Source organism: Niveispirillum sp. FG148 (assembly GCF_057809655.1).
This window is the reverse complement of the sequence record NZ_JBMDKJ010000003.1, coordinates 1-18,672: the sequence shown is the minus strand read 5'-3', so window position 1 is coordinate 18,672 and position 18,672 is coordinate 1. Positions and strand designations below refer to the sequence as shown.

The window sequence follows — 18,672 nt, the reverse complement described above, 5'->3', positions numbered from 1 at the left end:
GGTTCTGATCCATGCAAATACGTATTATGCCGACGCGGCCATCCGGGGGCGGCTGAAATCCTCCAGATGGCGGCGGACAGCCTGCTGCGGGGTGTCGATCCACCCGCCGATCAGATCGCCCGACAGGAAAGTGATCTGCGCATCCTCGCACAGATGTTCCATATTGAGGTCGCCCACCCCTTCAACCGAACTGCAGAGACGGTTCTTGGCAGCCGACATGCCGAAACGCAGCAGGTCGGCGCGGTGGCGTTGAGCGCCCGCACCCGGCGGCAGCAGGATGCAGGCTACTTTGGCGCCTGCTTCCGCCACGACCTTCAGGTCGTGGTCGGCAGGGTCCACCACGACCATCGTCGTGCGCCCCAGGGGGCGCAGAATGCTGACCATTTCTGCCAGCCGCCCGACGGGAATGCCCGTCGGCAGGCCGTAGAGGTGATAGGTCATCAGCGGCCGCATGTGTGCCGGTATGGCCTGCAAACAGGACAGAAGGGCGCGGCGCCGCGCCTGGACGGCCAGGCTTTCGAAATGGATCGGGACTGACAGGAAGAAGCGGAAGCGGTTGTCATAAAGCTCCAGTGCCGTATTCACCGCTTCTTCGATGACCTGGATATCCAGGTTCAGAATCTGGTTGGGGTCTTCCGGATTCTCCAGGCATTCATAGGCCCAGAGCGGTGCCCGGCCATAGCGCTGCCGGCAGGCGCGGGCGATGAAGACGGAGACGACCTGCTGCTTCACGTCCCAGACGGGCCGGTAGCAGACCTGCAGCGGTCCCGCCTCTTCGATGGATCGTGCGGCGATGCCGGGTTGCGACGGCTCCGGCACTTCGTCCGCCGCCACCTCCTTGGACAGGGTCCGGGCCGTATCCTGAAGCAACCTGTTCAGGCGGGACGGGGCGGACAGGGTATCGGACCCGATCTGATGGACGGATGCCCGGACCTTGATGCTGTCGGTATCCGTCGAGCCCAGTAACAGGCGCTGCAGCTCCTCGACCATCGTGTTGCAGATGATTTCCGCCTGGGAGGCTGCCAGATGAGCGAAGACAACCACATAGGTGTCGCCGCTCTGCCGGAACCAGGTGTCGCTGGGTGACAGATACTGATTCAGCAGATGGATGGTCAGCAGATGCACGCGATCGGCGATAGCCGGCCAGTGGCTGCCCAGCCGGTCCGCCAGACTATCCAGGCCCATCAGGTGAATGGAACCGGCCGGCGTCGGGTCGCGCCTGGCCAGGATACGCCGCAATGCATCCACGACATTATCATCGGCCAGCGGGGCCGCGTCGCCAGTGGTGCGGGTCGCAGCGCCGATCGCGGTCGCCGCCAGTTCCCGGTCGCGGGGGGAACTGCCCCGGAAGCTGGCGATCAGCGATTCCACCATCTTGAACATGACCGGCCCCCTTTTGGAAACTTCAGGCAGCATCCTAATCCGAACATGTCACCCGTGGTCGCGAGCTTAAGGTCACATAACCGAAAGCTTAGCGCGGCTTTCCCCGCGATTTTCGCCCGCAGGCGGCAAGCGTTTCCGTACCCCCACTGCGGGAAATGCCGCCTGCCTTTGGAACGGATGCGGGACGCTTGCTGCCTGGCCATGGCAGCCCAGGGGGCGTGAGGCCATGGCCGGTCCGGCCGCTGCGGCTGGTCAAGAGCACCGCACCCGGTCATGGCGGATGTCCGGTTCTGGAAAGGTCACTCTGTTCGCAAACGGACACTGTCCGGAAATGTACAAAGGAGTCGCAGGCATAAATCCCGCAATATCAATGCGCTGGGACTTGGCATGGGCCTTGCGAAACATCCTTCCGAAAGCCGGTGGCAGCACCGGCGGACCGATGGGGACGAAGATGCGCCAGACATTCGACCAGGGGAGTGAGGCCCACGCCGATGACATGCTGATCAACCGGATCGAGGATGCGCTGCTGAGCGTGCATCCGGATCTGTGGCTGGTCGGCGTCGTGCTGGTGGCGGTGGCCCATATCCTGGGCCGGATCGCCTGACGCACGATTGGCCGGTAAAGGCAGGGGAGCTGGATATCATGGCGATGGATCGCCGCATCGAAAAGACGGGTTTCAAGAAGCACAAGAAGGCCATCATGGCGGCGGGTGTGGCCCTGCTGGTTGGTGCCGGGGGTATCTATCTGGCACTGGGTTCGACGGGCGGACAGACCGTGCGCGTGGCGCAGGATCGTCTGATCGTGTCCGCGGTCACCCAGGGCCAGTTCGAGGATTTCATCCCTGTTCGTGGTTCCGTGGAGCCCTTGACCAGCATCTTCCTGGACAGCGTCGAAGGCGGCCGTGTCGAGCGGCGCCTGGCAGAGGCCGGGCAGTTCGTGAAGGCCGGCCAGCCGCTGCTGGAACTGACCAACACCGACCTGCAGCTGGAAGTGATCAGCCGGGAGGCCCAGGTGATCGAGCAGCTTAATCAGCTGCGTACGGTCGAGCTGAACCTGGAAACCTCACGCCTGTCCAACAAGCAGGCGTTGGTGGAGGTGGAATACAAGCTGGTGCAGCTGAAGCGCACACTGGAACGCCGGGCGGAGCTGATCAAGAACAAGACCGTCAGCCAGGCGCAGTTCGACGAGGCGCAGGACGAATATGACTATCTGCTGCGCCGCCGTGAGGTGCTGCGCGAGACGCAGGTCGTCACTGACCGGCTGCGGTCCGAACAGTTTGGCAAGCTGAAGGAAAGCACGGGCAAGCTGCAGGAGAACCTGGAATTTGCCCGGCGCAATCTGGATAACCTGATCGTCAAGGCGCCGGTCGATGGCCAGTTGACCGCCCTGGAAGCAGAGGTCGGCCAGAACAAGACGCGCGGCGAGCGGCTTGGCCGCATCGACCGCATGGACGGGTTCAAGGTGGTCGCCCAGGTCGACGAATTCTACCTGCCGCGCCTTGCCACGGGCCAGACGGCCGAGGCGACCATTGGCAACGGCACGTTCACCCTGCGCGTTGCCAAGATCTTCCCGCAGGTGCGCGATGGTCAGTTCAAGGTGGAACTGGAATTTGCCGATGCCGCGCCCAAGGACATCCGTCCGGGCCAGAGCCTGCAACTGCGTCTGAAGCTGGGCGACACGACGACCGCCCTGCTGATCCCGAACGGCGCCTTCTATCAGGACACGGGCGGGGCCTGGATGTTCGTCGTCGGGGCCGATGGCCAATACGCCACCAAGCGCAATGTGCAGCTGGGCCGCCGCAATGCCCAGGTGATCGAGGTGAAGGCCGGGCTGGACAAGGGTGACAGGGTCGTCACCTCGGCCTATGGCGACATGATCCGCATGGATCGCATCCAGTTGAACTGAAACGGTTTTTCCAAGGGATAGCAAAGGGGAGTGGAAAATGTTGAAGCTGGTTGATCTGGTCAAGGCCTACCGTACCGAAGAGGTGGAGACCACCGCACTGAATTCCGTGAATATCCATGTCCGGACCGGCGAATTCGTGGCCATCATGGGCCCGTCGGGCTGCGGCAAATCCTCACTGCTGAACATTGTCGGCATGTTGGACACACCCACCGGCGGCCAATATTGGTTCAACGGAGAGGATGTGTCGAAGTACGGGGAGCGCAAGCTGGCCGATATCCGCAAGAAGAATATCGGTTTCATCTTCCAGAGCTTCAACCTGATCGACGAACTGACCGTGTTCGAGAATGTCGAGCTGGCGCTGCTCTATCACGACATCCCCGCGCGCGAGCGCAAGGAGCGGGTGAAGGCGGCGCTGGAAAAGGTGAATATCGCCCATCGCGAGGGCCACCTGCCGCAGCAGCTTTCCGGTGGTCAGCAGCAGCGCGTGGCCATTGCCCGCGCCGTCGTCGCCCGGCCCAAGATGCTGCTGGCGGACGAACCGACCGGTAACCTGGACAGCGCCAATGGCGACGAGGTCATGCGCATGCTGACCGACCTGAATGCCGAAGGCACAACGATCGTCATGGTCACCCACTCCATGCCGCATGCCCAGTACGCGACGCGCATCATCAACCTGTTCGATGGCCAGGTCGTGGCCGAGAACCTGCGCGCAGCCTGATGATCCGTGCCGGGGGGCGCTTGCCATGCTGAAGAACTATCTGATGGTTGCGATACGCAACCTGCTGAAACACAAGCTTTATTCGGCGATCAACGTCACCGGGCTGGCTGTCGGCCTGGCGACATGCGTGCTGATCCTGCTGTTCGTTCGCAACGAAACCTCCTACGACCGGTTCTTCGCCGACAGTGACCGGCTGTATCAGGTGGCCTTCCGGGCCCAGCTGCCGGGCCGTCAGGTCGATCATTTCGCCGTTTCCATGCTGCCGCTGGCTGCCGCCATGAAGGAAGGGCTGCCGGAAGTGGAGATGACGGCCCGCGTGGTCCAGAACAGCCTGGTCATCAAGCATGGCGGGGAAAGCTTCTCCGAAATGGGCCGCGCGGTCGACCCCGACTTCTTCCGCATGTTCGATTTCACGTTCCTGCGTGGCGACCGGATGACGGCCTTGGATGAACCCAACAGCATCGTCCTGACCGAGAGCGTCGCCCGGAAATATTTCAAAGACCAGGAAGCGCTGGGCCAGACGCTGGACATTGACGGATATGGTCCGGTCAAGGTCACGGGCGTCATGCAGGACATGCCGTCGAACACGCATTTCAATCTGGAGATTGTCCGTCCCTATGCGGCGGTCAGTCAGGCCATGCGGGCGATGGAGACCAATTGGGGTGGGGTCTGCTGCGAAACCTATATCCGCCTGAAGCCGGGTGTCGACGGAGCGGCCCTGAGCGCGCGCATGCCGGCCTGGTTCAAGGCGACGGCGCCGACCCTGAATTCCCCGACCGGAAATGTCGTGCTGGGTGAAATCTTCACGCCGCGGCTGCGTAATGTGAAGGATATCCATACCGAACCGGTCATGTCCTCCATGCGGCCGGCCACCTCCTACGCCGAAATCCTGACCTTCGCCGCCGTGGCAGTGCTGGTCCTGGCGATCGCATCGATCAATTTCATGAATCTGGCCACGGCCCGCGCCACCCAGCGTGCCCGCGAGGTCAGTGTGCGCAAGGTGGTCGGTGCCAGCCGTGGCCAGATCATCATGCAGTTCATCGGTGAATCGCTGCTGTTGACGGTTGTCGCCCTGGTCCTGTCCATCGCACTGGTTGAACTGGCGTTGCCGGCCTACTCCGCCTTCCTGGACAAGAAGCTGACCTTCAATCTTTTCACCGATCCCGTTCTGGGGCCGGCCCTGCTGGGTCTGGCCGCTGTGGTCGGTGTCGCGGGCGGCGCCTATCCGGCCTTCTTCCTGTCCTCTTTCAACCCCGCCGCTGTACTGAAGGGCTCCTCTTCCGGCGTTGGCGGCGGCTCGGGCCGGCTGCGCATGGCTTTGGTGGTGGTGCAGTTCGCCATCTCCATCTCGCTGATGGTTGCCACGGCCGTGGTCTATGGCCAACTCCTCTACGCCCAGAACAAGAATCTGGGTTTTGAGAAGGAAAACACCCTGATCGTCCGGGGCTTTCCGCGCGCCACTGAACGGGAACGTCAGAAGACGCTGACCGATGCGCTGGCCAAGCTGGATGGTGTCAGTGCGGTCGCCGGGACCAACGTGACGCCCGGGGACGGTAACGAAAACAACACCAATGTACGCCTGCCTGGGGCCAACCCGGACCAGATGCTGGTTCTGCGACAGGCCACCGTGGACTGGGATTTTGTCAAGGCGCTGGGGCTCAATCTTGTCGCGGGCCGAGATTTCGATCGTTCCCGCCCGGCCGATCAGCTGCCGCCGCTGGCCGATCCGACCCAGGCCGCTGCTGCCGATGCCAAGGTCTATTCGGGTTCGATCATCCTCAACGAGGCGGCGGTGAAGCGTCTCGGCTTCACCAGCAACGAAGAGGCGCTGGGCAAGCAGTTCGAAACCGGTGCCGACGATGATGGTACCAACAAGTTCACCATCATTGGGGTTGTTGCCGACTTCCATTTCCGTTCCGTCCACGACCCGATCCCGCCGGCGATGTTCTTCATCGACCGCGGTGCCTTCTCCGACGTGCTGGTTCGGTTGCGTCCCGGTGATGTCCAGAAGACCCTGGTCGAGGTGGACCGTGTCTGGCGCGACATGTTTCCGAACCGGCCCATTCGGCGTGAATTCCTGGATACCCGCATCCAGGGGCTTTATGAGCGGGAGGCCAAGACTTCGCAGATGTTTGCGGCCTTCTCGGGTCTCGCCATCCTGATCGCCTGCCTGGGCCTGTTCGGTCTGGCTTCCTTCACGGCTGAACGCCGGACGAAGGAGATCGGGTTGCGCAAGGTGCTGGGGGCTTCGGTGCCCGACATTGTCCGGCTTCTGGTCTGGCAATTCTCCAAGCCGGTGCTGATCGCCAATCTGATCGCTTGGCCTGTCGCCTGGTACTTCATGAATGACTGGCTGAACGGCTTCACCTTCCGCATCGATCTGAACCCGCTGCTGTTTGTGGCGGCTGGTGGTGCGGCCCTGCTGATCGCCTGGTTGACGGTCGGTCTGCATGCCGCTCGCGTGGCCCAGGCCAAGCCGGTGACGGCGCTTCGGTACGAGTAAGCGACGCGCCCTTGCGGGTCCGGTGGGGACCGGGTCCGCAGGGGCGCCCTTGTTCAGGGACGGGGTTGCCAAGAGGGGGGAATAAAATGCTTCGTAACTGGATGATGGTGGCGCTGCGCAATCTGCTGCGCCATCGCCTGCACGCCGTCCTGAACCTGTCGGGCCTGGCCGTGGGGCTGGCCGCCTGCCTGCTGATCCTGCTGTTTGTGCGGAATGAGACGGGCTACGACCGGTTCTTCAAGGATGCCGACCGGATCTATCAGGTCACCCTGGAATGGCGGGTGCCGGGCCGCAAACCGGAACGCGGCGCCTATACCCAGATGGGGTTCGGTCCCGCCTTCAAGAACGCCCATCCGGACGTGCAGGATTTCACCCGCTTCATCCAGAGCCGGGGCATCATCTCTACCGGCGACCGGCAATTCTATGAATGGACCCATACGGTCGATGCCAGCTTCCTCCTGATCTTCGATTTCCCGTTGCTGGCGGGGGATGCCGCCACGGCGCTGACCGATCCCTATTCCGTGGTCCTGAGCGAAGACATGGCCCGGAAGTATTTCGGCGATGCGCCGGCCCTGGGCCAGACCCTGACCCTGGACCACAAGCATGCGCTGAAGGTGACGGCGGTGGTGGCCCGCCTGCCGGGCAACACGCATCTGGATTTCGGCGTGCTGCTGCCCATGGGCCATCCCGCCGGCACCTGGATGATCGACCAGGAAAAGAACTGGGGCAATTCCAGCGGCATGACCTATTTCCGGCTGAAGCCGGGCGCTTCGGTGGAGCCGCTGCGCGCCGGCATCCCGGATTGGGTGAAGCGCACCTTCACGCCGATCCAGACACCGGATGGCCCCATCGATCTTTCCACCCTGGCCTTTCCCGATCTGCGTCCGCTGACCAGCATCCATACCGATCCGACCGCTGGCGACGTGACGCCGGGTATCAGCGGTACGGAACTGACCACCTTCACGGCGGTCGCTTTTCTGGTGCTGGTTATCGCCTGCATCAACTTCATGAACCTGGCCACGGCGCGGGCCACCCAGCGGGCGCGGGAGGTCAGCGTGCGCAAGGTGGTGGGTGCCAGCCGGGGCCAGCTGGTGACGCAGTTCCTGGGAGAAAGCGTGCTGATGGCGCTGCTCGCCCTCATCATGGCCGTCGCGCTGGTGGAACTGTCGCTGCCGGGCTTCAACGGCTTCGTGGGCAAGCAACTTGTCCTGGATTTTCGGGGTGACCCCGTGCTGTTGCCCGTGCTGCTGGGGCTGGTCCTGTTGGTGGGTGTCGGTGGGGGGGCCTATCCGGCCCTCCTGCTCTCCTCCTTCAGCCCGGCCCAGACGATGAAGAGTGCCGGGGCAGGGACCGGCGGCGGGTCCGGCCGGCTGCGTTCCATGCTGGTGGTGGTGCAGTTTGCCATCTCCATCGCCCTGATGGTCGCCACATCCGTTGTCTATGGCCAGTTCATCTATGCCCAGCACAAGAACCTGGGCTACGACACCGAAAATGTCGTGATCATCGGCCATTTCCAGGATGAAGGCGTGCGGGAGAAGACGCAGACCTTCATGGACATGCTGCGCGCTGATCCCAATGTCGCCGGTGTCGGCGTGGCTGGCCATATCCCCGGCGATGGTGGCGAAAACAACACCATGATCACGCCGCTGACCGGGACCAAGCCCGAAAACCATGTCATGCGCCAGGACAGTGTCGGCCCCGGCTTCTTTGAGGCACTGGGCATGCGCATGGTCGCCGGCCGTGCCTTCGACCGGACCCGGACCACCGATCTGGTCCAGCGTCCGGATTGGATGAAAGAGAACAAGCCGCCGCCGGAAGGCACCAAGGAACTGCTGCTGCCCATGGGCGTCGTGCTGAATGAAAGTGCCGTCAAGACCCTGGGCTATGAAAGTCCGGCGGCGGCGCTGGGTCAGCAGGTGAAGATCATGGATAACATGACCACTTTCCTGATGGGCACGGTCATCGGCGTGGTGGCGGATTTCCACTACCGCTCCGTCCATGAACCGATCCGCGCCGTCATGTATATCAGCGACGAAGGCCGTCACCATGCCATGGCCGTTCGCGTCAAGGCCGGGCAGATGCAGGCGGTCGTGGACAGGATCGATCATATCTGGACCGAACTGGTCCCCGACCGCCCGATCGAGCGCAGCTTCTTCGACGTCAACATCGCCAGCCAGTACCAACGCGAGCAGAAGACCTCGCAGATGTTCGCTGCCTTCGCAGGTCTGGCCATCTTCATTTCCTGTCTGGGCCTCTATGGCCTGGCCAGCTTCACGGCCGAACGCCGCACCAAGGAGATCGGCCTGCGCAAGGTGCTGGGTGCCAGCGTGACGGACATCGTCCGGCTGCTGGTCTGGCAGTTCTCCAAGCCCGTGCTGGTGGCGAACCTGATCGCGTGGCCGGTGGCCTGGTTCTGCATGGATCGCTGGCTGTCGGACTTCACCTATCGGATCGATCTGAACCCGCTGCTGTTCCTGGCGGCCGGATCGGTGGCGCTGGCCATTGCCTGGGTCACGGTCGGCCTGCACGCAGCGCGGGTGGCCCAGTCCAAGCCCATAACGGCATTGCGGTACGAATAAGAAGGGGGAGGGGAACATGCTGCGCAACTGGATCATCGTCGCCGTCCGCAATCTGCTGCGGCACAAGGCCTATACCGCCATCAATGTCCTGGGTCTGGCCATCGGTTTGGCCAGTTGCCTGCTGATCCTGTTGTTCGTGCGGGACGAGCTGTCGTTTGACGCCCAGGTGCCGGATGCCGACCGCGTGGTGCGCGTCCACAGCACCTATAATGTGCCGGGGCGCGCGCCCTTCCGCACGGTACGCTCGGCGGGCCGCATGGCGGAGGCCTTCGCCAACGCCTACCCGGAACAGGTGCAGGCGGTGGCCCGGCTGGCGTCCTTCGACACCTCCATCCTGCGTGATGGGCAGGCCATCGCCCAGCAGGTCACCTTCGCCGATCCGGCGGCGCTGTCCATGTTCGGGTTCCAGTTCCTGGCCGGCGACGCGTCCACGGCGCTGGCCGACCCTTCCGCCCTGGTGCTGACGCAGAGTGCGGCCCGTAAATATTTCGGTGATGCCGATCCGATCGGCCGCACCCTGACCCTCTGCTGCATCGCAGAGGAACGCTATGAACACCGGGTGACGGCTGTCATCCATGACCTGCCGCGTGCCAGCCATTTGCAGATCGAGATGCTGGTGCCCATCGTGACGACGCGTTGGGCTGCCTTGCCCAACATCTTCGACACCTGGACCTCGGTGAATGTTTATACCTATCTGAAGCTGCGCAATGTCGGCGACGTGGCCGTGCTGGCCGCTGACAATGCGGCCTTCCTGGATCGGCTGATGCCGCCCAACGCCCAGGGGGTGCGCACGTCGGACAGCTATTCCCAGTCCTTCATGCCTGTCCGGGACATCCGCCTGCAGGCAAGGCAGCAGGCGGGTGACATGGGTGACATGAAAGCCCCGGGCGATGCCGGCCTGGTGGCGGCCCTGTCGCTGGTGGCGCTGCTGATCCTGGCGCTGGCATCGGTCAACTTCACCAACATGGCCATCGCCCGCTCATCCCTGCGCGGGCGCGAGGTGGCGGTGCGCAAGGTGCTGGGCGCGCGCCGCGCCGGGCTTGTGGCGCAGTTCCTGACCGAAGGCGGGCTGCTGGTGCTGGCCGGCATCGTCGCGGCCCTGGTGCTGATGGAAGTGGCATTGCCCGCCTTCAACGGGGTGACAGGCAAGGAACTGTCCTTGCCCTTGACCGATCCGTCGTTCCTGGTGTCGCTTTGCGGTCTGGCTTTGCTGGTGACCTTGGCGGGCGGCGCCTACCCGGCGCTCTACCTTTCCGGTTTCCAGCCGGCCCGCATCCTGAAGGGCGAGGATGCGGCCGATAGCGGCGGCTCACGGCTGCGCGGTGTGCTGGTGGTGATGCAGTTCGCGGTCGCCATCGGCCTGTCGATCATCACCCTGGTTGTCTATCGCCAGACCATCTTCGCCACGGTGGCCGATCTGGGTTTCGACCGCACGCATGTGCTGGCGCTGCGTAATCTGGGTGGGGCCGGCTTCGAACCGACCCGCCAGACCCTGATGGAAGAAATCCGCCGGCTGCCCGGCGTGCGGGAGGTAGCCCTGTCGTCGGACGTGCCCACCGACAATTGGGAAAACAATACCGGCTTTACCCTGGCCGGTGCCGGTGAGCAGCAGAAAGTCCTGAATTATCAGAGCCTGGGTGATGGGTTCCTGGAACTGTACCGGGTCGCACCCGTGGCCGGCCGCCTGTTCAGCCAATCCTTCGGTGCCGATCAGGCTCGGATGCCGGAGGCCGGCAAGGCCGGGCATGCATCGGCCATTGTCAACGAGGCGGCGGCGCGTGTCCTGGGGATCACCGATCCGCGACAAGCGGTGGGACGGACCCTGCTGACCAGTTTCGGCCCCAACCTGCCATTCGAACTGACCATTGTCGGTGTTATCCCGGACATCCGTTTCCGATCCCTGAAATATGGCGTGCAGCCGACGGTGATGTTCCAGAACGAGCGGCAATATCGGGTCATGTCGGTCCGCTTCGATGGACGCGACCCGTCGGCGCTGCTGACCCAGGTTCAGGGCATATGGGGGCGCCTGATCAGCGACCGCCCGTTCGACGCCGCCTTTGTCGAGGATCTGATCGCCGCCCAGTACAATGACGAGCGGGTGCAGGCGACCATCTTCGCCGCCTTTGCCGGTCTGGCCATCCTGGTGGCGTGCCTGGGTCTTTATGGCCTGTCGGGCTTCGCCGCCCGGCGGCGGACCAGGGAGATCGGCTTGCGCAAGGTATTCGGCGCCACGGTGATGCAGATCGTGGCCCTGCTTGTCTGGCAATTCTCCCGTCCCGTCATGCTGGCCAACCTGCTGGCCTGGCCCGTGGCCTGGTGGCTGCTGCGGGAATGGCTGAACGGGTTCGACCAGCGGGTCGATCTGTCCCTGTTCTATTTCGCGTTGGCTGGCGGCGGGGCCCTGCTGATCGCCTGGGCGACAGTCGCCGGTCATGCGGCCATGACGGCCATGGCCCCGCCCATCAAGGCGCTGCGGCACGAGTGAGCGATACAATCGGCCGGTGAGGGGCAGGGGCCATGGTGGGGAACTGGATACTGACCGCGTGGCGCCATCTGATGCGCCACAGGCTCTATACGGCGATCAACGTCCTGGGGCTGGCGGTCGGCATGGCTGTGTGCATGATCATCGCCACGCTGGTCCGGTTTGAAACCAGTTTCGACGGTTATCACCGCCAAGCCGACCGCATCGTGCGTGTCAACCGGACGGACCAGATCTCGGGCATGCCGCCCTGGCGGGGGAGTGCCACGGGCCTGCCGGTCGGGCCCGCCCTGCTGGAACATCTGCCGGGTGTGGAGGAGATGGTCCGCGTCGAGAGGTTCCAGGCGATGATTGATCGGGACGATGGTCAGCAGTTCGTTGAGAACGCCGTCCGCGTGGACCCCTCCTATCCCCGCCTGTTCGACCTGGATTTCCGCAGGGGCGACCCGACCCTGGCCCTGGCCCGGCCCGGCGACACGGTCATCACCGAAACGGCGGCCCGCAAATTCTTTGGCGAGGCCGACCCGATGGGCCGGACCCTGAAACTGAAGAGCGGCCGCATGCTGACAGTGACCGGGGTTATCGCCGATCCGCCACGGAATTCCAGCCTGCGTGCGACCGTACTGACCAACATTGCCACCAGCACCAGTGACCAGGGCGACAGGGATTACCGGGAGCGCCAGCAATCCTGGCATAACTCCTGGCTGACCACATATCTGCTGCTGTCACCCGGCATTGATCCGGCGGATATGGAGAAACGGATACAGGCGGCGCTGCCGTCCATCGTTCCCGACTATGTGGTGCCGGAAGAAGCCAAGGGTCGCTTCTCCTTCACTCTGAATCTTCAGCGCCTGACCGATATCCGCATGCACCCGATCGGGGGTGAGGCGGGGATGCCGGTTGCCATGGTGCAGGCACTGGCGCTGATCGGGACGCTGGTGCTGCTGATCGCGGGCATCAATTTCGTGAACCTGACCACGGCCCGCTCCGCCCTGCGCCTGCGGGAGATTGGTATCCGCAAGACCTTGGGCGCGGGGCGCTTCGCCCTGATCATGCAGTTCCTGACGGAATCCGTGCTGCTGGCGATGCTGGCCGGGCTGCTGGCCTTGCCCGCGATGGAACTGGTCCTGCCATTGCTGTCCAGACTGGACGTCGACGTGCCCGGCGACCCATTTGCCGATCCGGTGTTGTTGCTGGGACTGGCGCTGTTCCCGCCGCTCCTGGGCCTGGCCGCCGGACTTTATCCGGCCATCGTGCTGTCGCGGGTGGCACCGGCAATGGGGGCCCGTGGGCAGATGGCAGGCGGCGGGCGATTGCGCGCCGCCCTGGTCGTGCTGCAATTCTCCATCGCCGTCGCCCTGACCATCGGGGCCCTGGTCGTCTTTTTGCAGACAAGGCACGCCGCCACGCAGCAACTGGGATTCGACCGCGAGAATGTGCTGTTGATCCATGATGATCGGGAGGGCGCCGCCGCCCCTCTGGACCGGATGCGTGACGCGATGCTGCGCCTGCCGGGCGTGCGGTCGGCCGCATTGGCGGCCTGGGCCCCGGCCGACGGGTCGGTGGGGGTCAGCGAACTCCGCCTGCCGGGGCAGGGCACACCGACCCATCTGCGGGTGGAGCCGGTGGATTTCGGCTATCTGGAAACGCTGGGCGCCACCCTGCTGGCCGGTCGCCTGTTCGACCCCGCCCATTCCAATGATATCACGCGGTTGATGACGGATAGGGCCAACCGGCCGGCCGCCAATATCGTCATCACCCGCGCCATGCTGCCGAAGCTGGGGGTGCAGGACCCGGTGGCGGCGCTGGGTCTGCAAATCCGGGGAAGTGTCTCGAAAAATGGTGGGAGAGAAGAGGTGCTGACCATTGTCGGTGTGGTGGCGGATATCCGGTTTTCCACGGCCCATTTTGAACCGGACGCGGTGCTGTTCACCATCGACCAGAGCCAGCGGGGCGTCCTGATCGTGCGGCTGGCACCCGGCGACCAGAAGGCCATGCTGGCGATGATCGACCGGAAATGGGCGGAGATGGTGCCCGACAAGCCCATCCGCCGCAGCTTCCTGGACGAAAATATCGACCGGCTTTACGAGGTGGAGAAACGACAGGGCACGGTCATCGCCGTCTTCGCCGGGCTGGCGGGCGTCATCGCCTGTCTGGGCCTCTATGGTCTGGCGGCCTTCACGGCCGAGCGCCGCACGAAGGAGATCGGCATCCGCAAGGTGCTGGGGGCCAGTGTGGCCGATATCGCCCGCCTGCTGGTCTGGCAATTCTCCCGCCCTGTCCTGATCGCCAATCTGATCGCGTGTCCATTGACCTGGATCGCGCTCCATCACTGGCTCGAAGGGTTCGCCTTCCGCATCGCACTGAGCCCGCTGCTGTTCGCGGCGGTTGGGCTGGGGGCGCTGATGATCGCGTGGGTGACCGTGGCCGGTCATGCGGTGCGCGTGGCTGCGGAAAAGCCTGTCAATGCGTTGCGTTACGAATAATTCCGGGCGTCATAAACATGCAGCCCGTGGGAAGCGGAGGGGATCATGCTGTGGAACTGGCTGATGGTGGCACTGCGCAACTTGCTGCGCCACCGCCTCTATACGGGGATCAACATTGTGGGCCTGTCGGCCGGGCTGGCGGCGGCGCTGCTGATCCTGCTCTTCGTCCGCCACGAACTATCCTATGACCGGATGTTTAGCGGTGCGGACCAGGTATGGCGGATGGTGCGAACCGAATATCTGCCGGGGCGGGAACCCTCCCCGACCAGTGCTCAGTCCATGCCGTTGACCCCTGCCTTGAAACAGGCATTCTCCGAGGTGACAAGGGTCGTTCGTGTCGGCCGGTCGCGGGAAATCGTGCGTCGTGGGGATGAGAGCCTGTATCAGCTGTTCAACCCCGTCGATCCTGACTATCTGGCGATGTTCAACTGGCCTTTGCTGGCGGGTGACCCGGACACAGCCTTGACGCAACCCAACAGCACGGTCCTGACCCGCGCTGTGGCGAACAAGCTGTTCGGTGATGCAGATCCCATGGGACGAACCCTGCAACTGGAGTCCGGTCCCGTGCTGACGGTCACGGGCGTGATGGCTGATCCGCCTGCCAATGTGTCGGATCAGGTGGAAGCGCTGGTTTCCATCTCGACGCCGCTGCGGCTTCTGGAACGGAACCGGGAGAGCTGGAACAACCATTGGATCACGACCTATGTGCAGCTTCAGCCCGGCACCGATGTGGCCCGATTGCAGGCCGATCTGAAGGACTTCATTACCCGCACACGCCCGTCACAGAGTGACGGCACAGGCTATCGGGTCGAGCTGTCGCTTCAGCCGCTGTTGGAGGTGCACACCCATCCGCTGCGCGGCGAGCCCGGGATCAGTATCGCCGTCCTGTCGGGGCTGTCGGCACTTGCCGCACTGATCCTGGCCATCGCCGCCATCAATTTTGTCAATCTGGCGACGGCGCGCGCCACCATGCGGGCACGGGAAGTGGCCTTGCGCAAGACGCTCGGTGCCCGGCGATCGCTGATCATTGTCCAGTTCCTGGGTGAGTCGCTGATGCTGACGCTGCTGGCCGGTCTGATGGCCCTGGCTGTGGTGGAACTGGCATTGGCTCCGTTCCAGCAGGCGCTGGGCGTGAAGATCGATCCGGCCTTTTCAACCATGCCGCTGATGGCGGGCATGGTTTTGTCCATGTCCGTGGCGCTCGGTCTCCTGGGCGGGGTCTATCCGGCCGTGGTGTTGTCCGCGTTCCGGCCGGCAGAGGTTCTGCGCGCCAACAAATCTGCGGGTGTGGGTGGCGGCCGCCTGCGCACCGCCCTGGTGGTCGCACAGTTTGCCGTGGCGATCGGTCTATCGGTGGGAACCCTGGTCGTCTTGCAGCAGACCCGCTTCGCCAGCAGTCAGCAATTGGGCTTCGACAAGGAGAATGTCGTGCTGCTGCGCGGCGTTGGCAATCCGGCCGTTCTGCCCCAGCTGGAGACGATGAAGAACCGGTTGCGCGCAGATCCCGGCGTGGTGGCGGTCGCCGGTGCACCCTGGGCGCCATCAGACAATTCGGAACGCACCTCCACCTATGTGCGCACCGACGACGGACGGGGGGAACAGTTGACCATCCGTACGGATCCCGTCGATTACGGCTATTTCGAAGTGCTGGGAGCCCGCATGCTGGCGGGCCGTTCCTTCGACCGCGCCTATGGCACCGATGAAGCCAAGAATGTGCCGGAGGGCAGTGCGCCGGTGGAAGGCAGGACGGCCGCGGCGGTCATTTCGGAGACGGCGGTGCGGCAATTGGGCTGGAACACGCCGGATCAGGCGATTGGCAAGACCCTGCTTTATCCTGAGGATCAGGGCGACATCACGCTGCATGTGATCGGTGTGGTGGCCGACCTGCAATATAAGTCGGCCCGCAACAACACCGTGGCCAGCATCTATCAAGCGTCCCCGACGGAGGCGGATACGCTGATGGTCCGCATCCGGTCCGATGCCGGGCCCGCCGTCCTGAACCGCATCGACAGCCTGTGGCGGGAGATGGTGCCCACGGTGCCGGTGCGCCGCCAGTTCCTGGACGAACGGGTCGATGCGCTTTATGCCGATGATATCCGACAGGGCAAGCTGTTCGCCGCCTTCGCCGGTCTGGCTGTCATCATCGCCTGCCTTGGCCTGTTCGGCCTTGCCAGCTTCACAGCCGAGCGCCGTACCAAGGAAATCGGCATCCGCAAGGTGCTGGGTGCCAGTGCGCCGCAACTGGTCCGGCTGCTGGTCTGGCAATTCTCCCGTCCGGTCCTGATCGCGACCGTGATCGCTTGGCCCTTGTCCTGGTATTGGCTGTCGCGCTGGCTGGAAGGATTCGCCTACCGGATCGACCTTGACCCTCTGGTCTTCGTCGCCGTCGGGGCCGTTTCCCTGGTCATTGCCTGGGGTACGGTGGCCGGCCATGCGGCCCGTGTTGCCGCGGCCAAGCCGATCACGGCCTTGCGCTACGAGTGATGTAAACGGCCCGGGCGAGGTCGTCCGGGCCGTTTACATTGAAGAACGGATCGATACCCCCCGGTCCCGGGGGGAACCGTACCGGGGCCGCACCATGGCGGTCCGCATAAAGTCCAAGGCGGCGCAAATTCTCCCCGGTCAGGGCCTGGCGTAGGTCATCGCGCAGATCGACGGGCCAGAGTCCGATCGTGGGGTGTCGCCGCCATTTCCCCGTTTCGTCCATGCTGGCGGCGATGGCGACGCGGGTGCCCGCCGCCATCCGGCCCGCTGACAGGTGGGCGAACAGATCGGAAGGCAGGAAAGGGGTATCGCATGGGACGCACAGGATATCCGTGCGACCCGGTTCATTTGTCGCCGCCCAGTCCATCGCTGCCAGAATGCCGGCCAGCGGCCCCGGCCGGTCGGGCAGGTTGTCAGCAAGGATGATGGTGTCGGACAACCAGGGCTTTTCATCGAAGCGGCCAGGCGGTCCATTGGCGCTGACAACCACGCGGTCGGTACAGGCAGTCAATACGTCAAAGGCCCGCTGCATCAAGGGCCGGCCATCGATTTCCCGCAGGCCCTTGTCCCCGCCACCCAGACGGCTGGCCCAGCCGCCGGCCAGGATCAGACCGACGGGCCCTAGTCTCTTTTCAGCGTCGGCGTTCATTCTCAGGTTCCCGCTGCCCGGTAACAGTGAGAAACACCAATCGGTAACAAATCTGAGATGTATGGCAAATCCACTACCTCTAATTTAACGGAATGCATTCGAGCCCTGAATGCGATAGGGTCTTGTCGCCTTTTGGCGTAGCCCATTTGGAAAGCCCGTCAGCGTCCGCCGTCCATCCAGAGGGAACCTAACGATGCCCAATTCCATTGACCTGTTCAAACCCCTTGTCGCCGGTCAGACCCATGGCAGTCTGACCGTGGTCGGTACTGGAATTCGTTCTATTTCCCACTTCACGCAGGAGGCGATCGGGCACATCCGCGACGCCGACGCAGTGTTCTTCGGGGTTCCCGACGGTGTGACGGCCAGTTTCATCCGTGAATTGAATCCGAACGCATATAATCTTGCACTGCACTATGGCGAGGATAAGCGCCGTATGGTGACATACGTGCAGATGGCCGAGATCATCCTGCGCGCCGTGCGTGAAGGTAAGCGGGTCACGGCCGTTTTCTACGGTCACCCGGGCTTTTTCGTTTCGCCGGCCCGTCGTGCGCTGGCGATTGCCCGCAAGGAAGGCCACCGCACGCAGATGCTGCCGGGGATATCCTCGACCGATTATCTGTTCGCGGACCTGCGCATCGACCCGTCATTCAATGGCTGCCAGATCCTGGACGCCACCGATATGCTGCTGCGCAACCGGCCGGTCGTGACTTCCAGCCATGTGGTGGTGTTGCAGGTCGGTTCGGTCGGTGACCGGTTCTATTCGGTCAAGGGCTTCAAGAACAATAAGCGCGCCATCCTGTTTGAACGCCTGATCGAACTCTATGGCGAGGACCACCCGTCCTACCATTATGTCGGTGCCACCTTCCCGGGTCTGGACAGCCAGATCATCCGGCGTCCGCTGAAGGCGTACCGCAACCCGGCTGTACGCGCATCCGTGCATCCGGCCTGCACCTTGTATCTGCCGCCCAAGGATATGCTGCCGCTTGATCAGGATATGGCGGAAAAGATGGGTATGTCGCCGGCGGGCGGCATGGCCAGCAATCCCGGCGATGTCCGTCCTGCCGCCTCTCCCACCGGATACGGCCCGTTTGAGATTGATGCCATTGCCCGTCTGGAGCGGGAGCCGTTGGGTGGCTATGAACGCCGGACCTCCAAGATCCTGTACCGCATGATGACGCAAATGGCGTCCAATCCGGATGCAGAGGACGCCTATCGTCGTGACCCGGCCACGTATGTCAGCCTTTATGCCGGTCTGACCGACAAGGAGAAGGCGGCGCTGACCGGCCGCACGGCGGCCCCCCTGCATGCGGTTGCCCTGCAGATCGTTCGTCAGGCGGATCAGGTTCAGGCCGTCCCCCTGTCCAGCGTGCCGGTTCGCGCCGATGCGGCAGAACAGAATGATGCAGCGGAACAGAACGACGCCGCAGAGCAGAACGAGCCGTCGGAGCAGAACGACGTTGCGGAGATGAACGAGCCGTCGGAGCAG

At 63.7% G+C, this 18,672-nt stretch carries 11 protein-coding genes; 9 read left to right on the top strand and 2 right to left on the bottom strand.

Translation table 11 applies throughout. The annotated features are described in order from the left end of the window. Positions 1 to 24: 24 nt before the first annotated feature. The gene (locus ACODTW_RS03610) at positions 25 to 1,383 is read right to left on the bottom strand and encodes a hypothetical protein (RefSeq protein ID WP_488944537.1); all 1,359 of its coding nucleotides are present in this window, start codon (positions 1,381 to 1,383) and stop codon (positions 25 to 27) included. Between the two features lie 451 nt (positions 1,384 to 1,834). Between ACODTW_RS03610 and ACODTW_RS03605 the strand changes: the two genes are divergently transcribed. The 8 genes from ACODTW_RS03605 to ACODTW_RS03570 all read left to right on the top strand — a co-directional run bounded on the left by ACODTW_RS03605 (position 1,835) and on the right by ACODTW_RS03570 (position 16,537). Next, positions 1,835 to 1,987 carry a hypothetical protein gene (locus ACODTW_RS03605; protein ID WP_488944536.1) on the top strand — a complete coding sequence of 51 codons (153 nt, stop codon included), beginning with the start codon at positions 1,835 to 1,837 and terminating at the stop codon, positions 1,985 to 1,987. Between the two features lie 38 nt (positions 1,988 to 2,025). Next, positions 2,026 to 3,288 carry an efflux RND transporter periplasmic adaptor subunit gene (locus ACODTW_RS03600; RefSeq protein ID WP_488944534.1) on the top strand — a complete coding sequence of 421 codons (1,263 nt, stop codon included), beginning with the start codon at positions 2,026 to 2,028 and terminating at the stop codon, positions 3,286 to 3,288. Positions 3,289 to 3,325: 37 nt separating this feature from the next. Continuing rightward, positions 3,326 to 4,006 (top strand): ABC transporter ATP-binding protein, encoded by a 681-nt coding sequence (locus ACODTW_RS03595; RefSeq protein ID WP_488944533.1) that lies wholly within the window; start codon positions 3,326 to 3,328, stop codon positions 4,004 to 4,006. A 25-nt stretch (positions 4,007 to 4,031) separates the two neighbouring features. Continuing rightward, positions 4,032 to 6,509: an ABC transporter permease gene (locus ACODTW_RS03590; RefSeq protein WP_488944532.1), complete on the top strand. Its 2,478-nt coding sequence runs from the start codon at positions 4,032 to 4,034 to the stop codon at positions 6,507 to 6,509. Between the two features lie 86 nt (positions 6,510 to 6,595). Next, a complete protein-coding gene (locus ACODTW_RS03585) occupies positions 6,596 to 9,088 on the top strand; it encodes an ABC transporter permease (RefSeq protein ID WP_488944531.1) in 2,493 nt (830 codons plus the stop codon). 16 nt (positions 9,089 to 9,104) lie between these two features. After that, entirely contained in the window at positions 9,105 to 11,573 is a 2,469-nt protein-coding gene (locus tag ACODTW_RS03580) for an ABC transporter permease (RefSeq protein WP_488944530.1), read from the top strand. A 32-nt stretch (positions 11,574 to 11,605) separates the two neighbouring features. Further along, a complete protein-coding gene (locus ACODTW_RS03575) occupies positions 11,606 to 14,053 on the top strand; it encodes an ABC transporter permease (protein ID WP_488944528.1) in 2,448 nt (815 codons plus the stop codon). Between the two features lie 45 nt (positions 14,054 to 14,098). After that, positions 14,099 to 16,537: an ABC transporter permease gene (locus ACODTW_RS03570; protein ID WP_488944526.1), complete on the top strand. Its 2,439-nt coding sequence runs from the start codon at positions 14,099 to 14,101 to the stop codon at positions 16,535 to 16,537. Here the strand turns inward: ACODTW_RS03570 and mobA are convergent. Next, positions 16,515 to 17,186 carry a molybdenum cofactor guanylyltransferase MobA gene (gene mobA / locus ACODTW_RS03565; RefSeq protein ID WP_488944525.1) on the bottom strand — a complete coding sequence of 224 codons (672 nt, stop codon included), beginning with the start codon at positions 17,184 to 17,186 and terminating at the stop codon, positions 16,515 to 16,517. The genes ACODTW_RS03570 and mobA overlap by 23 nt on opposite strands. Positions 17,187 to 17,379: 193 nt before the next feature. On the opposite strand from mobA, the gene ACODTW_RS03560 reads away from it, so the two are divergent. Then, a partial coding sequence (locus ACODTW_RS03560; RefSeq protein ID WP_488944524.1) for an SAM-dependent methyltransferase occupies positions 17,380 to 18,672 on the top strand: 1,293 nt, incomplete at its 3' end.